Source organism: Kribbella koreensis, assembly GCF_039525325.1.
GTDB lineage: Bacteria > Actinomycetota > Actinomycetes > Propionibacteriales > Kribbellaceae > Kribbella > Kribbella koreensis.
In genome coordinates this window covers 426,257-444,433 of record NZ_BAAAHK010000003.1, presented here as the reverse complement: position 1 = coordinate 444,433, position 18,177 = coordinate 426,257, and the positions used below count along the sequence as shown (strand labels likewise).

General features: G+C 68.0%; 20 protein-coding genes. 10 read left to right on the top strand and 10 right to left on the bottom strand.

The features are described 5' to 3' along the window. Positions 1-223: 223 nt before the first annotated feature. Positions 224-2,272: a phosphocholine-specific phospholipase C gene (locus ABD116_RS05895; RefSeq protein WP_343965629.1), complete on the bottom strand. Its 2,049-nt coding sequence runs from the start codon at positions 2,270-2,272 to the stop codon at positions 224-226. A gap of 148 nt (positions 2,273-2,420) precedes the next feature. On the opposite strand from ABD116_RS05895, the gene ABD116_RS05890 reads away from it, so the two are divergent. The 4 genes from ABD116_RS05890 to ABD116_RS05875 all read left to right on the top strand — a co-directional run bounded on the left by ABD116_RS05890 (position 2,421) and on the right by ABD116_RS05875 (position 4,724). Continuing rightward, positions 2,421-3,044 (top strand): histone deacetylase, encoded by a 624-nt coding sequence (locus tag ABD116_RS05890; protein ID WP_343965627.1) that lies wholly within the window; start codon positions 2,421-2,423, stop codon positions 3,042-3,044. Positions 3,045-3,116: 72 nt separating this feature from the next. Continuing rightward, positions 3,117-3,755, top strand: a complete 639-nt coding sequence (locus tag ABD116_RS05885; protein WP_343965625.1) for an NAD(P)-dependent oxidoreductase — start codon at positions 3,117-3,119, stop codon at positions 3,753-3,755. Further along, complete coding sequence (locus tag ABD116_RS05880) at positions 3,755-4,195, top strand: anthrone oxygenase family protein (protein ID WP_343965622.1); 441 nt, start codon at positions 3,755-3,757, stop codon at positions 4,193-4,195. Before ABD116_RS05885 ends, ABD116_RS05880 begins: the two co-directional genes overlap by 1 nt. A 40-nt stretch (positions 4,196-4,235) precedes the next feature. Then, positions 4,236-4,724, top strand: a complete 489-nt coding sequence (locus ABD116_RS05875) for a MarR family winged helix-turn-helix transcriptional regulator (protein WP_343965620.1) — start codon at positions 4,236-4,238, stop codon at positions 4,722-4,724. Positions 4,725-4,747: 23 nt separating this feature from the next. Here the strand turns inward: ABD116_RS05875 and ABD116_RS05870 are convergent, their stop codons facing one another. Further along, on the bottom strand, positions 4,748-6,901 hold the full coding sequence (locus ABD116_RS05870; protein WP_343965618.1) for a M6 family metalloprotease domain-containing protein: 2,154 nt from the start codon (positions 6,899-6,901) through the stop codon (positions 4,748-4,750). A 311-nt stretch (positions 6,902-7,212) separates the two neighbouring features. Between ABD116_RS05870 and ABD116_RS05865 the strand changes: the two genes are divergently transcribed. Further along, positions 7,213-8,571: an NAD-dependent succinate-semialdehyde dehydrogenase gene (locus ABD116_RS05865; protein ID WP_343965616.1), complete on the top strand. Its 1,359-nt coding sequence runs from the start codon at positions 7,213-7,215 to the stop codon at positions 8,569-8,571. 3 nt (positions 8,572-8,574) lie between these two features. Here ABD116_RS05865 and ABD116_RS05860 read toward each other — a convergent pair whose 3' ends face one another. Further along, positions 8,575-8,994, bottom strand: a complete 420-nt coding sequence (locus ABD116_RS05860) for a PaaI family thioesterase (RefSeq protein WP_343965614.1) — start codon at positions 8,992-8,994, stop codon at positions 8,575-8,577. A gap of 41 nt (positions 8,995-9,035) precedes the next feature. Further along, positions 9,036-9,563 carry a type 1 glutamine amidotransferase domain-containing protein gene (locus ABD116_RS05855; protein WP_343965612.1) on the bottom strand — a complete coding sequence of 176 codons (528 nt, stop codon included), beginning with the start codon at positions 9,561-9,563 and terminating at the stop codon, positions 9,036-9,038. Positions 9,564-9,620: 57 nt separating this feature from the next. Here ABD116_RS05855 and ABD116_RS05850 point away from each other — a divergent pair, with 57 nt between their 5' ends. After that, positions 9,621-10,280 carry an HAD family hydrolase gene (locus ABD116_RS05850; protein WP_343965610.1) on the top strand — a complete coding sequence of 220 codons (660 nt, stop codon included), beginning with the start codon at positions 9,621-9,623 and terminating at the stop codon, positions 10,278-10,280. 1 nt (position 10,281) lies between these two features. Here the strand turns inward: ABD116_RS05850 and ABD116_RS05845 are convergent, their stop codons facing one another. From ABD116_RS05845 to ABD116_RS05835, 3 genes are all read right to left on the bottom strand, one after another. Next, positions 10,282-11,070 carry a helix-turn-helix domain-containing protein gene (locus tag ABD116_RS05845; protein WP_343965608.1) on the bottom strand — a complete coding sequence of 263 codons (789 nt, stop codon included), beginning with the start codon at positions 11,068-11,070 and terminating at the stop codon, positions 10,282-10,284. After that, a complete protein-coding gene (locus ABD116_RS05840) occupies positions 11,070-11,312 on the bottom strand; it encodes a hypothetical protein (RefSeq protein ID WP_343965606.1) in 243 nt (80 codons plus the stop codon). Before ABD116_RS05840 ends, ABD116_RS05845 begins: the two co-directional genes overlap by 1 nt. Before the next feature lie 314 nt (positions 11,313-11,626). Further along, the gene (locus ABD116_RS05835) at positions 11,627-11,830 is read right to left on the bottom strand and encodes an antitoxin (protein WP_343965604.1); all 204 of its coding nucleotides are present in this window, start codon (positions 11,828-11,830) and stop codon (positions 11,627-11,629) included. Between the two features lie 273 nt (positions 11,831-12,103). Here ABD116_RS05835 and ABD116_RS05830 point away from each other — a divergent pair, with 273 nt between their 5' ends. Genes ABD116_RS05830 through ABD116_RS05820 form a run of 3 tightly spaced genes read left to right on the top strand, consistent with a single transcriptional unit; the run spans position 12,104 to position 13,987 of the window. Next, positions 12,104-12,517, top strand: a complete 414-nt coding sequence (locus ABD116_RS05830) for an RlpA-like double-psi beta-barrel domain-containing protein (protein WP_343965602.1) — start codon at positions 12,104-12,106, stop codon at positions 12,515-12,517. Positions 12,518-12,530: 13 nt separating this feature from the next. Further along, complete coding sequence (locus ABD116_RS05825; RefSeq protein WP_343965600.1) at positions 12,531-13,136, top strand: cell wall protein; 606 nt, start codon at positions 12,531-12,533, stop codon at positions 13,134-13,136. A gap of 11 nt (positions 13,137-13,147) precedes the next feature. Further along, positions 13,148-13,987 carry a MauE/DoxX family redox-associated membrane protein gene (locus tag ABD116_RS05820; RefSeq protein ID WP_343965597.1) on the top strand — a complete coding sequence of 280 codons (840 nt, stop codon included), beginning with the start codon at positions 13,148-13,150 and terminating at the stop codon, positions 13,985-13,987. A gap of 57 nt (positions 13,988-14,044) precedes the next feature. On the opposite strand, the gene ABD116_RS05815 is transcribed toward ABD116_RS05820, so the two are convergent. After that, on the bottom strand, positions 14,045-14,479 hold the full coding sequence (locus tag ABD116_RS05815; protein ID WP_343965595.1) for a TIGR03618 family F420-dependent PPOX class oxidoreductase: 435 nt from the start codon (positions 14,477-14,479) through the stop codon (positions 14,045-14,047). Positions 14,480-14,505: 26 nt separating this feature from the next. Continuing rightward, positions 14,506-15,165, bottom strand: a complete 660-nt coding sequence (gene lexA, locus ABD116_RS05810; protein ID WP_343965593.1) for a transcriptional repressor LexA — start codon at positions 15,163-15,165, stop codon at positions 14,506-14,508. A gap of 114 nt (positions 15,166-15,279) precedes the next feature. Here lexA and ABD116_RS05805 point away from each other — a divergent pair, with 114 nt between their 5' ends. Continuing rightward, a complete protein-coding gene (locus tag ABD116_RS05805; protein WP_343965591.1) occupies positions 15,280-16,341 on the top strand; it encodes an FG-GAP repeat domain-containing protein in 1,062 nt (353 codons plus the stop codon). Here ABD116_RS05805 and ABD116_RS05800 read toward each other — a convergent pair. Continuing rightward, entirely contained in the window at positions 16,338-18,164 is a 1,827-nt protein-coding gene (locus ABD116_RS05800; protein ID WP_343966612.1) for a hypothetical protein, read from the bottom strand. The two genes, ABD116_RS05805 and ABD116_RS05800, sit on opposite strands and share 4 nt — an antisense overlap. Positions 18,165-18,177 lie beyond the last annotated feature (13 nt).

The window sequence follows — 18,177 nt, the reverse complement described above, 5'->3', positions numbered from 1 at the left end:
CGCGCGTGGTTAGGGTGGGCTCAAAACTCCCGTACGCAACGCGAGTACGGGTGGGGGAATGCGCCCGCCGCACCAACGCCAGCCGAGTCGCTCATCCCACTCACTCGACCTCATGTGGTTCGGGCTGGCTCAAGACGGTGGGACGAGAAGCGAGTACGGGTGGGGACGTGCGCCGGTGGGGTCCTGCCCCGGAGTGGACCGGGGCAGGACCGTCCAACGCGGGTTATGCGGTGATGATGGCGGGATCGCTGACGCCCGCTTCGCCGGTTTCTACGTAGCCTGCGAAGCGCCGCAGGAAGGCGGTCTCTGTGTCGGCTAGGACCGATACGTCGTACCACTGCTTGCTGTGGTGGATGTTGAGTTTGTACTGCGAGGTGCGCCCCTTGAGGACCTTCAAACGCTTGGGGCGGCCGTCGTACGAGTTGGTCAGGGTGAAGATGACGTCGGCGGCAGAGGTGTTGGTGAGGGTGAAGTCGAGGTCGCCTGTGGTGCCGTTGTGGCGGGCAGTGACCTCCAGGCCGGTGTCGGGCTTGCTCTTGAATGTGCGGAGGAAGCCGTTGGGGCCGTGCACCGTCAAGTCGGTGACGCCACCGGAGTACGCGGTGTTCCAGGTGTCGGCGATCGTCTTGCCGGCCTCGGTGGTGTAGGTCCACGGGCCGTCCGTCCGGTTCGCGGACGTGATCAGGAACTGGGCACCCGCATCGTTGCCAGAGGCAAACGTCAGCTGGTACTTCCCGGCAACCGCGGCGCCGTCGACGTACGGTGCATAAGGCAACGGCCTGGTACGCCGTGCGCCGGCCTCCTGCACCGGCATGGTGCCGACCGCCGGGGGCTTCGGCACGTAGCTCGGGTGGACGTCACGGTCCGGCGGCTCGTACGCCGACGTGTCGGGCAACGTGCCTGGGTTGTTGTCCGTCTTGGCGAAATCGAAGGCCGAGGTGAGGTCGCCGCAGATCGCCCGCCGCCAGGGCGAGATGTTCGGCTCGTGGACGCCGAACCGGCGCTCCATGAAGCGGATGATCGACGTGTGGTCGAAGACCTCCGAGCAGGTGAAGCCGCCGGTGCTCCACGGCGAGACGACGAGCATCGGGACCCGCTGGCCGAGTCCGTACGCACCAGCGGCGTACCCGTTGCCGCCGGCGTACAGGTCGGGCTTGACGTCGACGGTCGACAGGCCCTGCGACGCGGACATCGGCGGGTACGGCGGGACCTCGTGGTCGAAGAAGCCGTCGTTCTCGTCGTACGTGATGAACAGCGCGGTCTTGCTCCACACCTCGGGGTTGGAGGTGAGCGCCTCGAGGATCTGCGAGACGTACCAGGCGCCGTAGTTGGCGGGCCAGTTCGGGTGCTCGGTGAACGCCTCGGGTGCGGCGATCCAGGAGATCTGCGGGAGCTGGTCCTTCTGGACGTCGTCACGCAACTGGGCGAAGAAGCTCTCGCCGGCCTTGGCGTTCGTACCGGTGCGGGCCTTGTCGTAGAGCGGGTCGCCCGGCGCCGCGTTGCGGTAGTTGTTGAAGTAGAGCAGCGAGTTGTCGCCGTAGTTGCCGCGGTACGGGTCGTCGATCCAGCCCCAGCCACCGGCCGCGTCGAGGCCGTCGCCGATGTCTTGGTAGATCTTCCACGAGACGCCGGCCTGCTCGAGGCGCTCCGGGTACGTCTTCCAGCCGTAGCCCAGCTCGTCGTTGCCGAGGACCGGGCCGCCGCCGGTGCCGTCGTTGCCGACGTAACCGGTCCACATGTAGTACCGGTTCGGGTCGGTGGCGCCGATGAACGAGCAGTGGTACGAGTCGCAGATGGTGAACTTGTCCGCCAGCGCGTAGTGGAACGGGATGTCCTCGCGGGTCAGGTACGCCATCGTGGTCGACGTCTTCGCCGGGATCCACTGGTCGTACTTGCCGTTGTTGAACGCCCGATGGCCGCCCGCCCAGTCGTGGTTCAGGTCCTGGATGAACTGCAGCCCCAGGTTGTCGGCGTCCGGCCGGAACGGCAGGATCTCCTTCGCGCCGCTCTGCTGGTGGAAGACCGACTTGCCGCTCGGCAGCGTGACGGGCCGCGGGTCACCGAAGCCGCGGACGCCCTTCAGCGACCCGAAGTAGTGGTCGAAGGAACGGTTCTCCTGCATCAGGACGACGATGTGCTCGACATCCTCGATGCTGCCGGTCCGGCGGTTGGCCGGGATCGCGGCGGCCTGCTCGATACTGCTCGACATCGCCGCGAGCGCGGCGGTGCCACCTGCGAGCTGCATGAACCGGCGGCGGTTCAGATCTGGCATGACGGATCTCCTCATCGGGCGGGACGGATGGAGCGTTCAGCACCAGCACTGCATCGGAGGCACCCTAACTGGAACTTCAGGTGGACGGAACATGAAGTTTGTTGTTCATTTCCAACCGATTGCAAGCTGTAACGGACGGAGTTAACGTTTGAGCAGCGTCTGGTACGTCGCCTACGGCAGCAACCTCGCACTGAACCGGTTCCGCTGTTACGTCGCCGGCGGATGCCCGGCCGGCGGCACACGCGACTACCTGGGCTGCCGTGATCCGAGCGAGCCGGCCGCCATCCTCAGCCTCCAGATCCCCGGCGGCCTGGTCTTCTCCGGCGAGTCGACGGTATGGACCGGAGGCAATGCCTTCTATGACCCGTACGCCGATACGCGAGTTGCCGCCCGTGCGTACCTGATCACCACCGACCAGTTCGCCGACGTCGTCGCCCAGGAGATGCGCCGCCCACCCGGCGGTCCCTTCGCCCTGGCTCTGAGCGCAGTCGCCCAGACGGTCGAGACCGCGCACGCGATGGGCCCCGGCCGCTACGAAACGATCACCCGCGTCGGGGTACGCGACGGACTACCGATGCTGACGATGACACACGGCGAGGCGGGGACGCTCGTGCCGGCGGCGCCCAGTGCGGCGTATCTGCGATGGATCGCCGCCGGGTTGCGCGAGGCGCATGGTTGGGATGTGGGCCGGGTCGTTGACTATCTCGGCGGTGCAGTCGGCGTGCGAGGTCAGTGGAGTCGGGACGAGCTGATCGCGGTCGTGGGGGAGTAGCTCACGCATCTCATATCGTATGAAAGTCATATGATACGTTTTAGATATTAGACCGATGGAGAGGTGAGGGCGATGCGGATCACGGTGTTCGGGGCTACTGGGCGGATCGGGGCTGCGGTGGTTGAGCAGGGGCTCGAGGCGGGGCACAAGGTGGTGGCGGTGGTGCGGGAGTCGGCGCGGTATGACGTGCGGCATCCGGCGCTCGAGGTGGTGAAGGTGTCGGGGGTGACGGTGGCCGCTGAGTTGGTTGGGGCGGTTGACGGGGCTGAGGCGGTGGTGTCGGGGATCGGGCCGCGGGGGCGGAAGGACGGGCCGGTGACCTCGACGTCGACGCGGGCGATCGCCCAGGCGATGTGGGAGACCGGAGTGCGTCGGTACGTCGGGGTCAGTGCGGCTCCGGTCGGGCCGATTCCGCCCGGCGACAGCTTGCTCAACCGGGCGTTCATTCATCCGTTCTTCGGATGGTTGCTCAAGGAGACGTACGCCGACCTGGCCTTGATGGAGGCGGAACTCGCGGCGACCGGCATCGAGTGGACCGTCGTGCGCCCGCCGAAGCTGGTCAGCAAGCCGGTCACCGGGGTCTATCGGACGGCGCTGGATGCCAACCTTCCGCGCGGCCTGTCGGTCTCCCGCGAAGACACCGCGCACTACATGCTCGCTGCCCTCGCCAAGCCGGAGACGATCGGCCACGCGGTCGGCATCGCGTACTGATGAGGCTCATCAGGCTCGCCAACGTCTGGTTCGCCGGCCTCTTCGCCGGCTTCCTGCTGACGGTGCTCGTCCTGGAGCAGTCCCTGCGGCGCTTCGACGCGCATGTCTACACCCAGGTGCGCCAAGTCGAGCTCGTTCGGCTCGACACCCTGGCCAGCGTGACGTTGCTCCCGGCAATCATCACGACCGTCGCGCTGGTACTACGATCCCGCCGCGCGCCGGCGATCGCCGCACTCGTGCTCCTGCTCGGCGTCTTCGCGCTGACCCTCGTCGTCAACCTCCCGATCAACCACGACCAGACCGGCTGGTCCGTCCAGAATCCACCGGCGGACTGGGCGGAGGTCCGGGATCGGTGGCAGCTCGCGCACCTGGCCCGCACGGTCGCCGCGATCGGCGCGTTCGGTTTGCTGATCGGCGTACCGGGGAGATCGACTGCGTAAAGTGTTGTTCGAGATTCGTACAACACGAGGGGCAGATCTTATGAATCCGGTAACAGCCCACGACGCGCGGCGGCGGCGCCGGCTGGCGGCCGAGATCAAGGACTCGTTGCGCGAGCTGAGCAACCAGCTCAGCCTGCTCAACCATCAGGTCGGCACGCATCTGGAGTTGAAGGACGTCGACCTGGACTGCCTCGAACTCATCACCAGGCACGGCCCGATGAGCCCGAGCGCCGTCGCTCGCCGGGCCGGCCTGCACCCGGCGACGATGACCGGCATCCTCGACCGCCTGCAGAAGGGCGGCTGGATCACCCGCGAACGCGACCCCGACGCCACCGACCGCCGCGCCGTCGAGGTCCGCGCGCTCCGCGAGCGTAGTACCGAGGTCTTCAAGCTCTACTCAGGCATGAACACGAAGATGGACAACCTCCTGGCCGACTACTCAGCCGCCGACCTGGAGCTGATCTCCGACTTCCTCCAACGCACCACCACCGCCGGTCAGACCGCGACCACCAAACTCGCCGAGGCCTGACCGAGCCCACCAGTGGTAGGCGACTACTTGGCGATCGCCAGGCAGGTGGTGGTGGACTTCTTCGTCGGGTCGGATTCCGAGGTGGCGGTGAACGTGATGCTGGCTACCGGCGATGCCTTGGCGGCTGCCTTGGCCTGGACCGGGATCTTGATGGTGGTGCCGGTTTTGGCGGTGGCGAGGGCGTTCGGGAGGGACAGGGCCCAGCCCTTGCCGGTGATCTTGGCGGACAGGCGGTAGACGTCGTTGTCGAGGTACTTCGCAACGTCGTCGGGGTGGGTGCCTTGCGGCGGGGCCGTCTTGCCGGTGTTGGTGAGGGGGAAGACGCACGTGCTGACACCGGACTGGCCGGGAAGGCCGACCGTCGGCAGTACCCGTACGCCGCGCTTCTGCGGGCCGGCGCCGTCGAGGGAGCGGATCGCGACCGTGTAGGAGAGTTCGCCCTTGGCGTTGCGGTGCACGTTGGTGATGTAGAAGTGCAGCCGGTTCGCCTGGTCGACGTACTCGTACTCGCTGCCCGAGTTGGTGCCGGCGTGGAAGAGCGCGTCGGACAGCTGACGGTAGTCGCCGATCGTGATCGGGACCTTGGTGCCGTCGGGCAGCACGTAGTCGGTCATGTTGATGTCCTGCGGGTTCGCGTCGATGACCCACTCGAACGGCGCCGCATCGGCGTTCTTGGTCTTCGTCAGCAGGACGCCCGAGTCGGGCGTGAACGAGTCGGTGCCGACCCGGTCGACGACCTCGATCGTGTAGTTGTTGTACCCGCCGCCGTCGCACATCGGGTTGGTGCTGACGTCGCACTTGGGGGAGAGGTCGCCGGTGCCGAGCGCGATGTTGATGCCGGACAGGTCGGTCGCGCCCGGCTGGATCGCGCGGGCGGTGACGTCGGCGACCACCAGGCCGGACTGTGCGAGGGCCTCGCGCGACAGCCGGAGTACGTTCTGCTCGTCGACCATCTGCAGCTTGATCTTGTTGCGCAGCATGTGTTGCGCGCCCATCGACGCGCCGCCGGTGGCCGGGATCATCCAGCGGCTGTGGGGACCGCCGGGACCGTTGAACGTGCCGCGGCTGAGCATCTCCCACGGGCCGGAGTAGTCACGCCGCGCCGGTACGCCGAACGGGTTGTTGTAGTTGTCGCCGATCCCGAGGATGTGGCTGAGCTCGTGGGCGAAGACGGACATCCCGGAGCTCTCGGCCTGCGTCGTCGAGCCGCCGCCCGCGTTGGGCCACAGCGTCGAGCCGGACGCCCAGGAGGTCCACGGGACGTACCGGGTCAGCGACCAGTTCGGCAGCAACGGGTCCGGCGGGCCGAAGTCGTCGGTGACGTCTTCCTTGGTCGGGAACTTCATCGACCCGAACTCCTGCCAGGTGGACGACTCGTCCTGGCCGGCGCTGAGGTAGTACACGAAGTCGAACCCGGCCGGTACTTCGGCACCCTGGTCGGCGACCCATGCCGCGCGGGCGTCGGTCCGCAGGTTCTTGTTGCAGGTGTCGCCGGCGGGGCAGGCGGTGCCGTCCTGGAACTCCATGCCGTATTCGTACGACTTGCCAGGCAGCCGGTATGCGCCGAAGGCGGTCAAATCGACGCCGTACCGGCCGCCTGAGTCCTCCATCCAGTACTCGTGGATGGTGTGACCGCGGTTGAGCGCGCCCGGCTTGTTGAGGAAGTCGCGGTAGAAGTCGGCGACCTGGTCGCGCGGGATCCCGTTGGCCTCGGCGCTCGGGTTGCCGAACGGCGTCGACGCCTTCGGCTGGGTGATCACGAACGGCTGGTTCGAGTAGTCGACCAGCACGAGCGCGCCCTTGAACGTCCGGACCGAGCCCTTCTTGCTCGGGTCGGCCCAGTCCGTACCGGGCGGCTTCTTGTAGTCGGCCCAGGTCATGTGGTCCGGGTTGACCCAGTTCTGCGGATCGATCGCCTCCCCGAAGCCGGGCTGGGCGACGCGCTTGGCCGCGAACTCCGACTCCTGCCACGGCTGCTGCTGCGGCCAGTGGTCGAACTGCCAGGGATTGACGGGATCCGGCTTCTCGGCGGCCGGTACTACGGCCGCGGCGACAGATCCGGCGCCGGGCCGGGCGGCCGGCGTACCGGGTGCCGCGAACGCGAGGCCGGGAATCGAGACGGCGGCCAGCAGAGCGGTCGCGCGCAGGGCAAGCCGAAGCTTTCGTTGCTCAGACACGGGCGGAGTCCGATCGACGAAGGAAACATGCGGAGCTTCATCCTGCCTCATGCCGGCGCGCTCGTCCCAGCCGGTTTTCCCTTGATCTCGCGGAAAACCGCGGCCTGTGGGTGGGGGGCCGGAACCCGTTCGCCAGTGCATGCCAAACGTGAGTGGCAAGCGCTTGCTCTGCGCGTGTCGGCAGCGGCTGCGGGGGTTGTGCGTGCGTGGCCGTCCGGGCCGGTCCCGCGAGGGTGAGATGCATGTATACAGTATGCGCCGAACCCGCTAGCCTGGCGGGGCTCAGTGTTGTCGAGGGCGGAGGGCGTTCGATGTATTCAGTGACTGATCCGGCGACGGGTGTGTTGGTCGAAGAGGTGCCGAACTCGACTGCTGAGGAGGTGGAGGCGGCGGTTGCCCGGGTGCACTCGGGGTATCAGGCCTGGCGGCAGCGGAGTGTGGTGGAGCGGGCTGCGGTGGTCAAGCGGGCGGCGGAGTTGTTCGCGGAGCGGGCTGATGAGCTGGCCGCGATCATGACGCTGGAGATGGGGAAGCGGATCAACGAGGGGCGTGGTGAGGTCGGCATCGTGGTCGACATCTTCAACTACTACGCCGACCACGCGGTGGAGCTGCTGGCCGATGAGCCGGTGGCGATCAGGGGCGGGCGGGCCGTGATCACCAAGAACCCGATCGGGCCGTTGCTCGGGATCATGCCGTGGAACTTCCCGTGCTACCAGGTGGCTCGGTTCGTCGCGCCCAACCTCGTGCTGGGCAACACGATCCTGCTCAAGCACGCGTCGATCTGCCCGCGGTCGGCGGCAGCGATCGAGACGGTACTACGGGACGCCGGCGTACCGGATGACGTCTACGTCAACACGTTCGCCTCCTCCCGGCAGATCCCGGCGATCCTGGCCGACCCGCGGATCCAGGGCGTCTCGCTCACCGGCAGCGAGCAAGCCGGCATCTCCGTGGCGGCCGACGCGGGCAAGCACCTCAAGAAGACCGTGCTCGAACTGGGCGGCTCCGACCCACTGATCGTGCTCGACTCCGCCGACCTCGACGAGACGGTCAAGGCGACCGCGACCGCCCGGATGCGCAACTGCGGCCAGTCCTGCAACGCGCCCAAACGGATGATCGTGCTCGCCGACCTGTACGACGAGTTCGTCGACAAACTCACCAAGCGGGTGGCCGACTTCTACCTCCCCGGCGACCCGTCCGACCCCGAGACCAAGCTGCCCCCGCTGGCCTCGATCGCCGCGGCCGACGAGGTCGCCGAGCAGATCGAGCGTGCGGTCCGGCAGGGCGCCACCCTCCGCGCCGGCGGTCAGCGGATCGAGCCCGGCGCGTACCTCGAGGCGACCGTGCTGACCGACGTCACGCCGGAGATGGACGCGTACTACGAGGAGATCTTCGGGCCGGTCGTGCTGGTCTTCAAGGCGGAGACCGAAGAGGAGGCGATCGCGATCGCCAACGACTCGCCGTTCGGTCTCGGCGCCAGCGTGTGGGGCACCGACGCTGACCGCAACCGTCGCGTCGCCGATCAGATCGAGGCCGGCATGGTCTACCTGAACAGTGCTGGTGGGTCGCAGGCCGATCTGCCGTTCGGTGGGATCAAGCGCTCCGGGATGGGCCGGGAGCTTGGGCCGGCCGGAATCGAAGAGTTCATGAACAAGAAGTCCATTCGCCTTTAAGAGCTACGGTTTCGGCCAGAGGACCATCTGGGTGCAGCGGAAGGTCGCGATCTTGCGGCCGGTGTCCTCGTTGGTGACGTCCGCGTCCCACACCTGGGTGGTCCGGCCGCGATGGACCGGGCGGGCCTCGCACAGTACGGCGCCCTCCCGGGCGGTGCCGAGGAAATTACTCTTCAGCTCGATCGTCGTGAACCCGGTCGAGCCCTCGGGCAGGTTGATGATCGTGCCGTAGCCGCAGAGCGTGTCGGCGATGCTGACGACGGTGCCGGCGTGGAGATAGCCGTTCGGCGCGAGCAGTTCGGGGCGTACCGGCGTACGGGCCTGCAGGAGTTCCGGAGTCACCGAGGTGAAGTCGATGCCGATCAGCCCGGGCAACGCCCCGACACCGAGCTTGTTGAGGTCCTCAGGCGTGTACTTGGTCATGGCCGCCCAGTATGCCAGCGACGGTCAGAGGCCGGCGGCGGTCAGCCGATCGCGTCGAGCAGAGCCTTGCTGAAGGCCGGCAGGTCGTCCGGGTTGCGGCTGGTGATCAGGTTGCCGTCGGTGGCGACCGTCTCGTCGACCCAGGTGGCGCCGGCGTTGCGCAGATCGGTCTGCAGGCTCGGCCAGGACGTCACCGTCTTGCCGCGGACGACGCCTGCCTCGATCAGCGTCCAGGGTGCGTGGCAGATGGCCGCCACCGGCTTGCCCGAGTCGACGAAAGCCTTGACGAACCCGACCGCGGCCTCATCCGTGCGGAGTGCATCAGGGTTGGCGACGCCGCCGGGGAGGACGAGAGCAGCGAAGTCGTCGACCGATGCGTCACCGACAGCTTGGTCGACGGGCAACTTCTCGCTCGCGGTGAGATGGTCGAAGGTCTGGACATCGCCGGTCTTGGGGCTGAGCAGCACCGGCCGGTGACCGGCGTCGGCGACGGCCTTCCACGGCTCGGTGAGCTCCACTCGCTCGATGCCCTCGGCGGCGACCAGGAATGCGATCTTCTTGTCAGTCATAGCGCCCCAGTACCCGGGCTTCGGTCAACTACACGGACCTCGCCTAGGGTTGCGCCGGTGAGGATCGTGAAGGCATCGCACGTCGTCTGGGACTGGAACGGCACCTTGTTGCACGACAACGAGGTGGTGCTCGCGGCGGTCAACGACGTGTGCGCCGAGTTCGGGCGGGCGCCCTTGCGGTGGGAGGAGTGGCAGCAGTTCTACTCGCGTCCGGTGCGCGCCTGCTACGAGCGGGTGCTGGATCAGCCGCTGAACGACGAGGACTGGGCGCGCGTCGATCGGCTGTACCACGACAAGTACGACCTGTTGCTCCACACGAGCGTGCTGGCACCCGGCGTACCGGACGAACTGACCGCCTGGCGTGAGACCGGCCGCACGCAATCCTTGCTGTCGATGTGGTTCCACAGTCAGTTGGTCCCCACCATCGCCGGCCACGGTCTCACCGACCTCTTCCAGCGAGTAGACGGCCTCCCCGGCACCCTCGGCGGCGAGTCCAAAACCGACCACCTCATCCGCCACCTCGAAGCCCAAAATCTCAACCCCGCCGACGTAGTCCTGATCGGCGACGTAGTAGACGACGCCCACGCAGCCCAAGCAGTTGGCGCCCCCTGCATCCTGGTAGCCAGCGGCGCCATGACCCGCCAGGCCCTGGAGTCCACCGGCGCCCTAGTCACCAACACAATCCCCGAAGCCATGCAGCACGTAGTACCGGCCTGAGCTACCAGTGTGGTCCAGCTGACTGGCCAAGGCTCTCGGTGACCCACTGCTTCGGGCCCCGTACGCCGTCGAGCACGCCGTCCTCCAGCCACTCCTCGCCGTTCGCGGCGCGATGCACGCCGCGGTGGGAGCCGTGCAGAACGCAGGGCCTCGACTGGCGGGTGCGTTCCGGGCAGGCGACGTATGCGAGCCGGCTGAGTGCCTGGGCGAATCCGCGTCGTTCGGCGTCGGTCGCCTCGAGTCTGGTCACCAGGAGCTGCAGTCGCTCCGGGTCTGGTTCACGGGTGCCGTTGAACCAGTGGTTGAGGGTCGTCCTCGGGATGTCGGTCAGCGCCTCGACCTTGCGGATCGAGTCGAGGCCGGCCCGGCTGACCAGCGCGGAGATGACCGCGCCGAGCTCGTCGAGTGTCGTCACCGACTCGAGCGCCGCGAGGAGCGGGTCGGGCTTGCTGATGGCCTGGAGGCCGGCTTGCCAATCCCGTTCGACCATTTCCCAGTACCAGTGCCGGTCCTCACCGGCGGGGTGCGTCCGGCGCAGCTCCTGCTCGACGCTGCGGACCGTGCACCACAATTCCCACCAGGCGTAGAGCACATCGCCGCCCACGCCGCAGCCGTCGAGGTAGCCGCGGACGCGCGGCCACCTCGGCAGGTGCTCGGTCGAGGTTGTCCGGACGACATGTGAGTGCGCGAACCCCTGGACCCGAGCCAGTTGGCGGACAGTCAGGCCGGAGTCGACGCGGACCTCCTTGAGCAGCCGGGCGAACTTCGGCAGAAGTGACTTGCCAGACATCAGATGCCCCTGGCGGCGGCGACGGCCTTGCGGGTGAGGGCCCCGCTGACGGTGGCCGCCGCGGTGACGAGTGCGACGACCGAGCTGACGACTGCCGGGACCGCCATGCCGCGCACGAGCAGCAGGGCGGCGATACCGAGGGCCGACAAGAACAGCACGACCCAGAGGACCAGCACGATCAGGACAGGGACCGCGGCACGGCGGCCACGCGGACGGCGTACAGGCTGGGGGCTTCTTGACATCACGTTCTCCCGGAGGTTTGCACGAGGCAAATGCACGTGCATTTGCACGCGCCGACATGACGAAGTTACCCAGCGCGAGGCCTCGGGTAAACCGCGTGACGGCGCGTCCTGGTGCCGGTTTTCACCCCCGTGGTGCCAGTTGCGGAACGGCCGGCGCGCTGACCTGCGAAGACATTCCCCAACCCGTCCCAAGCGTCCCGCGACCGCCCACGGGATACTCCCAAATGGCCTTCCCAGCCCCGCCTTCTTGGTCTTGCGGTACGACGGAACGGGCCGCGAGCGGGGTGCTCGCGGCCCGTTCGTGCTGTGAGGGGTCAGCTGATGTCGTCGTCCTGGCCGTCGAGGGCGTCGAGACGGTCCTTGGCCTGGTCGGTGCCCTGGTCGATCTTGTCGCCGTACTTGCCGCCGGTCTTCTCGTCGACGGCGTCGCCGGCCTTGTCGAGGCCGTCGCTGATCTTGTCGCCGTGGTCGTCGACCGCGCCGGTCAGCTTGTCCTTCATGTTGTCGAAGACACCCATGTCGCTCTCGTCCCTTTCGTCGGAGTCGAGCGCCTCGCGGTTCGCCCCCTCCGCAGGGCGGTCAGCCGCGTCCGAGACGCTCCGTACACCGGCCAGGTGCCCTTCGCCGCCGTTGCCAAACGCAACCGTTTGAAACGGTTCCGTGATGACGCGTCAACCTTTACCTCAGGGTGAAAAGTTACCAACAACCACGCTGAGTTGTAGATATCCCACTCCCAGCGACGTATAAGGGTGCCGAAAGGTTCGAACCGCCCCTTGGACCTAGGAGGAGAAATGGCTGGATTGCAAGGCGAAGTGTCATGGTTCTGCTGCGGCAACGCATGGGGACCCTGCGGAACGGCCGGGCACGGCGCCTGCGGCACCTGTAACTCGGGGAGCTCGCAGCACGCCTGGACCAACACCTCGGACGCCTGCTACTCGATCACCCGTCCCGACCGCTGCGGGATCACCGGCGTCTCCCGCCGGACCTGCGGCTTCCGGCACCAGACCACCAACCTGTGTACCGGCGCCCGCGTCACCACCAGCATCGCCGACTGCGGACCGCAGACCGACCTGTTCTGCGGCGAGCGGGCCTGCTGCGGCGGTACCTGCGCATCGAACCGGGTCATCGACCTGACCCCCGCGGCGTTCAGCGCCATCGCGAGTCTGAACTCCGGGCTCATTCCGTGCCAGGTAGACGCAGGCTGAGGGGGACTGACCGATGACGAACACGATGGATCGACGCACCCTGCTCAGCGGCGCCGTACTGGGCACCGCGACCCTGGTCGGCGCGACCGCCATGGGCTCCCTCGCCCCTGAGACCGCCTTCGCAGCCCGCGCCCAGAACGCCGAACCGGGCGCGCCCGACCCGAACTTCGCCGAGGGCCGGGTCACCGCCCGCGACGGCAGCATGATCCTGGTCTCCGGCTCCGACGGCCGGTTCCACCGGCTCCGGCTGACCGGTGGTACCAGCGTCTGGAAACTCCGCCCGACCACGCTCGACCAGGTCAAGGTCGGCGACGGCCTGTACGCCCGGGGGGTGGCGATGCCCGACGGTACGATCGCCGCCGAGTCGGTCTGGGTGAACATCGTGAACCTCAACGTGCATGTCACCGGGATCGCACTCAACGCCCTGCACCTGGACCACAAGGGCTCGAAGATCATCGGTCACGTCGTGCCGGGCACCAGCGCGGCCGTCTACAACGGCGCCCCCGCGGTGGCCGACATGTCGAAGGTGAAGGTCGGCAAGCACATCCAGGTGATCGGCGCCTGGCGGCCGGACACCAACGAGATCGACGTCGCCACCATCTACGCGGCGACGGCGTAGGGAGGCCGCCGATGATGGGACAGGTGGCGGCCCTCCAGGCGCTCGTGATCAGCGCGCTGCTGGTGTGGTCGTCGTACGGGAAGCTCGTCGGGCCACTGGTCGGTGCCAGGGCGCGGCGGACGGCTCTGAAGCGGTTCGTCGGCGAGGATCGGGCCGAGCCGGCGTTCCGTGCGGTCGGCGCGGTCGAGTTGCTGCTCGCCGCGTCGCTGCTGCTTCCGCCGGTGTGGAAGGTGGAGAGCCTGGCCGCGATCGCTTTGTCAGTAGGCTTCCTCGGCTATCTGACGTACACGAGGATCGCGGCTCCGGATTCGTCCTGCGGTTGCGCGGGGTCCGCGATGGCGCCCGTGACGTGGCGATCCTTCGGCAGGGCGGGGTTGCTGTTGGTTGCCGCGGCGGGGGCGTCGATGGCGGACACGGGCTGGGCTGCGTCGTTGCCGGGAGCAACTGCTGTCGCGGTGGTGGTCGTCGAGGTGATGCTGTTCGTCGCCTTGTCGGCCGAGCTCGACCGGTACTGGTTGCTGCCGTTGCGTCGGCTCAAGGTCAGGCTCACGCATCCGTTGGCGAACACGGCCTCGTACGGCGTACCGCTGGCAACCTCGGAGCACCAGTTGCTGCGCAGTAGCGCTTATCGGGCCGTGAATGCGCTGCTGCGATCCGGAATCCGCGACCACTGGGACGAAGGGGACTGGCGCTTCATCAGCTACACGGCGTCGTACGACGACCGCGAGGCGACGGCTGTCTTCGCGGTACCGCGCCTGCGCTACGAGCCGGACGAGGTCCGGGTGGCGATCGTCGACGACGAGTCGGGCGAAACGCTCTATCGGCCATCACTGTTGCCAGTGCTGGCCTGAAACCGCTGAACCTGTTGGGCCGGTACGCCGGTACGCCGGCCCAACAGGTCAGTCGAGTCAGCCGTAGACGCGGTCCGGCGTGATCAGTACGGCGGTACGCCGCTGCTCGGCCATCACCCGGTCGTACTCGTCCCAGTCGTCATGGGTGCCACCCGCGGCGGTGAAGATGTCGCGCAGCAACACTCGCAGCGACTCGGCGTCGAGCCACGGCTGCGGGTCGTCCGGCCCGGCCAGCTGGGCCTTGCCCTCGACGGTGCCCCATTTCCAGCCCTTGCGGAACGTGACCGACAACTGCGGGCGCACCCGAAGATTGGCCAGCTTCACCTTGCCGTAGGTGACGAAGGCGAGCACCGGTTCGCCGGTCGACGGGTGGTCGAGGACGCCGGCGTTCACCAGCGAGGACTGGATGGTCTGGTCGGCGCGCAGGGTCGAGACCACCGCGAGTCCCTGGTCCTCACTCGCCAGCGCCACCACTTCAGCCAAGGTCGTCATATCGCCAGCTTCTCAGACGCTGCTGATCAGACGCTGCGAAGGACCGAGACGACGATGCCGAGGATGGTCGCGTTGTCGCCGTCGATCACCTCGTACGCCGGGTTGCGCGGCTCCAGGTACACGTGGCCGTTGCGACGGCGGTACACCTTGACGGTCGCCTCCTCGTCGATCATCGCCGCGACGATCTGGCCCGAGTGCGCCTCGGACTGCTGCCGGATCACCACCATGTCGCCGTCGCAGATCGCGGCGTCGATCATCGAGTCGCCGCGGACCCGCAGGGCGAAGATCGTGCCGCGGCCGGTCAGCTCGCGGGGCAGCATGAGCGAGTCGTCGAGGTGCTCGATCGCGGAGATCGGCGTACCGGCCGCGATGTCGCCGACGACGGGGACGGAGACCGAGTCGTCCGTCGCGGCCGGCGCCTGGCTGTCCTGCAGGAACATCCGGACGTCGATCGGCCGCGACATCGACTGGCTGCGGCTGAGGAAGCCCTTCTCCTCCAGGCTGGTCAGGTGCCGGGAGACGGTCGAGGACGAGCGGAGGCCGACGGCTTCACCGATCTGCCGGGTGCTCGGCGAGTACCCGTGCTTGACCACCCAGTCCCGGATCGCCACCAGGATCTTCTGCTGCCGCTCGGGGAGGCCGGCCGCGTTCAACTGCTCGAAGGGGTCAAGGTCGTCGTAGGTCACCGGGCGGATTCTATGGCGTCGGTTCGGGGTGGCCGGGGTGCGACCCGCGTGCAGGGCTATTCGAAGGAGATGCAAAGGGAGGAAGGGAGCCGAATGCGTGGTTAGCGTGAAGAAATGCTGACCACGCAACCGCCACTGCGCCGACGCCTGACCATTGCCGCTGCGACAGCGGTACTCGCCTTGACTTCTACTGCCTTGACGTCGGTAGGTACTGCTTCGGCAGCTCCGCCGAGTCAGCCGGGACATGCTCCGAAGCTTGCGCCCGGCGCCGAGAACTTGCAGACAGCGCCGAAGCCGGCTCTCGGTTTCCGCACAGCTGTTGACGGACCCGCGGATCTGACCGGGGACGGGAAGTTCGATCTGTTGACCAAGCGGGGTGCGGAGGTCGCCGTGCATCCGGGGTCGGGGACCTTGAACAACGCGTCGACCTTCGGGGCGCCGGTGACGGTGAAGACCGGGATGTCGGACCGCCGCTGGATCGGGCGCGGCGATCTGGACGCCGACGGCGACGAGGACCTGCTGAGCATCTCCACCACCGGCACCCTCTACATCGCGCCGCACACCGGCACGTTCAACGGGACGGCGACCTTCGGCACGGAGTACCAGTTCGGCACCGGCTGGCAGGTGGCTGACCTGGTCGTCATCTCCGACTTCGTCGGCAGCGACCCGAACAATCCGCTGGAGCTCGACGGCCGCGCGGACATCCTGTTCCGCAGTACGGGTGACAACGCGCTGCACCTGTACGTGAACGACGGCATGGTGAACGGCAAGCCGACGTTCAGCTATCGCGGCAAGGTGTTCAACGACTACCAGGTGGTGCGGCAGCTCGACATGGCCGACCTGACCGCGGACGGCGTACCGGACTTCTTCACCGCGATGACCGACGGCAGCATCTGGCTGTTCGACATGTTCGCCGACCAGGACTCGAGCGGGAACTGGGTCGGCAAGTGGTACACCCTGGTCAACGCCCCGAACGCCAACTCGGTCAGCGCGAGCGTGGTCGCCGACGTCGACAACGACACCTACCCGGACTGGATCGCGCAGTTCCCGGCGAGCGGCGAGCTGCACGCGATCGGCAACAGCGGCAACTGGGACCCGGCCCACCCGGAGACGGTGTTCGAGCTGCCCGAGCACGTCGTCGGCACGGGCTGGAACGTGTACGACGCGACGACCTAGCGAGCCAGCAACCGGGCGAACCCGGCCAGCACCCGCCGGCCGGGTCCGTCGGCTATCTCCTCGAGCGCAGCCTCGGCCGCCTCCGAAGAGCTTGCCCTGGTACTACGAAGCGCCGCCTCCTCCAGCCGCGTGCTCATCTTCGCCCGGCGCGCATCGTCGAGCCCGATCTCCAACCGCGTCGGGTGCCCGGCCAGGCCGCGCAGGTCCTCACTGAGCACGAACAGCTCACCGCAGTACCGCCCGAACCGACGGATAGCACGAACCTGCTCGTCACTCGCCCCACCCACCTCGGCGCCGATCCGCGCCGGGAACTCGAACATCGCCGCGAACAACTCCAACGGCGACGCCGCATCGGTCCACACCCGGGCGCGGACGCTGCTCAACTCACCGAGCCAGTCCGAGAACGCCCAGCTGTACTGCGGTTCGTGCCGCGCGACCAGCTCAGCCGCCCGCGCCATCAGGAAGTCGGCGGCGAGGACCGAGGTCGCGGTCTGCCAGTCCACGCCGCGGTCGAGCGGCGTGGTCGAGAGCGGACCGACGAGAGCCAGCGAGCCGAGTACTGCGAGTTCGACGGCTGCGGCCAACTCGGCTCGGCGGAGATCGGGTGGGCGACCCGCCGACATGAGGGCGCCGGCGAACAGGAGTGCTGGGCGGGCGTCGGAGGGCCGGTTGCGGTGTTCGGCGGCGATGAGGGAGGCGATGAACGGCCATTCGCCCCGGACGGCGCCGACGGCGATGTCGCTTGCGGCAGCGAGGAACGGGGCGACAGTCAGCTCGTCGGTGGGGCGGAGGTCGATGCGTTCGTGCCCGGCCAGGCCCGCGATCCCGTCGGGCATCAGGACGGCGCGACGGCCTTTGGCGAAGAACGAGCTGCCGCTGCCGGCGGTGTCGGCGAGTACGCGCCACGCGAGGTGATAGCGCCTAGCGGCGTGGCGTGCCGTCTCGAAGTACCCGACGAAACTGCGACGCAGAGCAGCCTTGTACGCCGCTGCGACCGCCTCGGCGTCGTCGGAATCGGCGATCGCTTCGGCCGCCAGCAGCCCGCTGCGGAGGGCGTGGCCGATGCCCTCGCCGGTGAACGGGTTGACGAGGCCGGCCGCGTCGCCGACGTACAGGCGATGGCCGTCGGCGGCCGATTCGGGGGCGAAGGCGCTGCTTGCGCCGGAGATCGTGGCCGGCCCGTCCGGTAGGGCTCCGGCGAAGGCTGGGTCGAGGTCGGCCAGCTCGTCGAGGGCTCTGGTGAGTAGTTGCTCGGCGTCTGGGGGAGCGCTGCCGGCCAGCCTGGTGACGCTGATCGTGGTGCCGACGACGCGGACGACCAGGGGTGGTCCGTGGGGGTCGGCGGCGTCGGGTGGCGACAGGTGGAGGCGAGCTGATGTGGGTGGGAGGTTGTAGCCGCGGCTGACGACGAAGCCGGTGCCTGCCGCGCCGGCGGGTTTGGCGCCGGTGGCAACTACTTGATGGCTGGCGGCGAGGTCAGGTGCGGAGGGGCGATGATCGACGCCGTGGGCGATGGCGGTGGCGAGCAGGCGGTTGGTGAGGTCTCGGTAGGAGATGGCGGTGAGGTCTGAGTCGTCGTAGATGACGCGGTGCGGGCGGGTGCCGAACGAGACGTCGAGTCGGTTGATCGGGGTGCCGGCGGCTAGGAGGTCCGGGACTAGATCGGCGACCAGGTTGGCGGCGTACCGGCTCACCAGCAGAGTATGGGTGGCGGTGGGTGGTGGGCCGACGAGGATCGTACGGAGCCCGCGGCGGGCGAGCTCGGCAGCGGCGACGGCACCGGCCGGGCCGGCGCCGAGGACCACGACCGGCAAGGAGTTCATGGCGCAACCGGCG

Bases quoted from the DNA above. Each gene is read 5' to 3' on its own strand.
- ABD116_RS05895 (WP_343965629.1), bottom strand. From the start codon at position 2,272: ATGCCAGATCTGAACCGCCGCCGGTTCATGCAGCTCGCAGGTGGCACC.
- ABD116_RS05885 (WP_343965625.1), top strand. From the start codon at position 3,117: ATGCGGATCACGGTGTTCGGGGCTACTGGGCGGATCGGGGCTGCGGTG.
- ABD116_RS05880 (WP_343965622.1), top strand. From the start codon at position 3,755: ATGAGGCTCATCAGGCTCGCCAACGTCTGGTTCGCCGGCCTCTTCGCC.
- ABD116_RS05875 (WP_343965620.1), top strand. From the start codon at position 4,236: ATGAATCCGGTAACAGCCCACGACGCGCGGCGGCGGCGCCGGCTGGCG.
- ABD116_RS05865 (WP_343965616.1), top strand. From the start codon at position 7,213: ATGTATTCAGTGACTGATCCGGCGACGGGTGTGTTGGTCGAAGAGGTG.
- ABD116_RS05860 (WP_343965614.1), bottom strand. From the start codon at position 8,994: ATGACCAAGTACACGCCTGAGGACCTCAACAAGCTCGGTGTCGGGGCG.
- ABD116_RS05855 (WP_343965612.1), bottom strand. From the start codon at position 9,563: ATGACTGACAAGAAGATCGCATTCCTGGTCGCCGCCGAGGGCATCGAG.
- ABD116_RS05845 (WP_343965608.1), bottom strand. From the start codon at position 11,070: ATGTCTGGCAAGTCACTTCTGCCGAAGTTCGCCCGGCTGCTCAAGGAG.
- ABD116_RS05840 (WP_343965606.1), bottom strand. From the start codon at position 11,312: ATGTCAAGAAGCCCCCAGCCTGTACGCCGTCCGCGTGGCCGCCGTGCC.
- ABD116_RS05835 (WP_343965604.1), bottom strand. From the start codon at position 11,830: ATGGGTGTCTTCGACAACATGAAGGACAAGCTGACCGGCGCGGTCGAC.
- ABD116_RS05830 (WP_343965602.1), top strand. From the start codon at position 12,104: ATGGCTGGATTGCAAGGCGAAGTGTCATGGTTCTGCTGCGGCAACGCA.
- ABD116_RS05825 (WP_343965600.1), top strand. From the start codon at position 12,531: ATGACGAACACGATGGATCGACGCACCCTGCTCAGCGGCGCCGTACTG.
- ABD116_RS05820 (WP_343965597.1), top strand. From the start codon at position 13,148: ATGATGGGACAGGTGGCGGCCCTCCAGGCGCTCGTGATCAGCGCGCTG.
- ABD116_RS05815 (WP_343965595.1), bottom strand. From the start codon at position 14,479: ATGACGACCTTGGCTGAAGTGGTGGCGCTGGCGAGTGAGGACCAGGGA.
- ABD116_RS05805 (WP_343965591.1), top strand. From the start codon at position 15,280: ATGCTGACCACGCAACCGCCACTGCGCCGACGCCTGACCATTGCCGCT.
- ABD116_RS05800 (WP_343966612.1), bottom strand. From the start codon at position 18,164: ATGAACTCCTTGCCGGTCGTGGTCCTCGGCGCCGGCCCGGCCGGTGCC.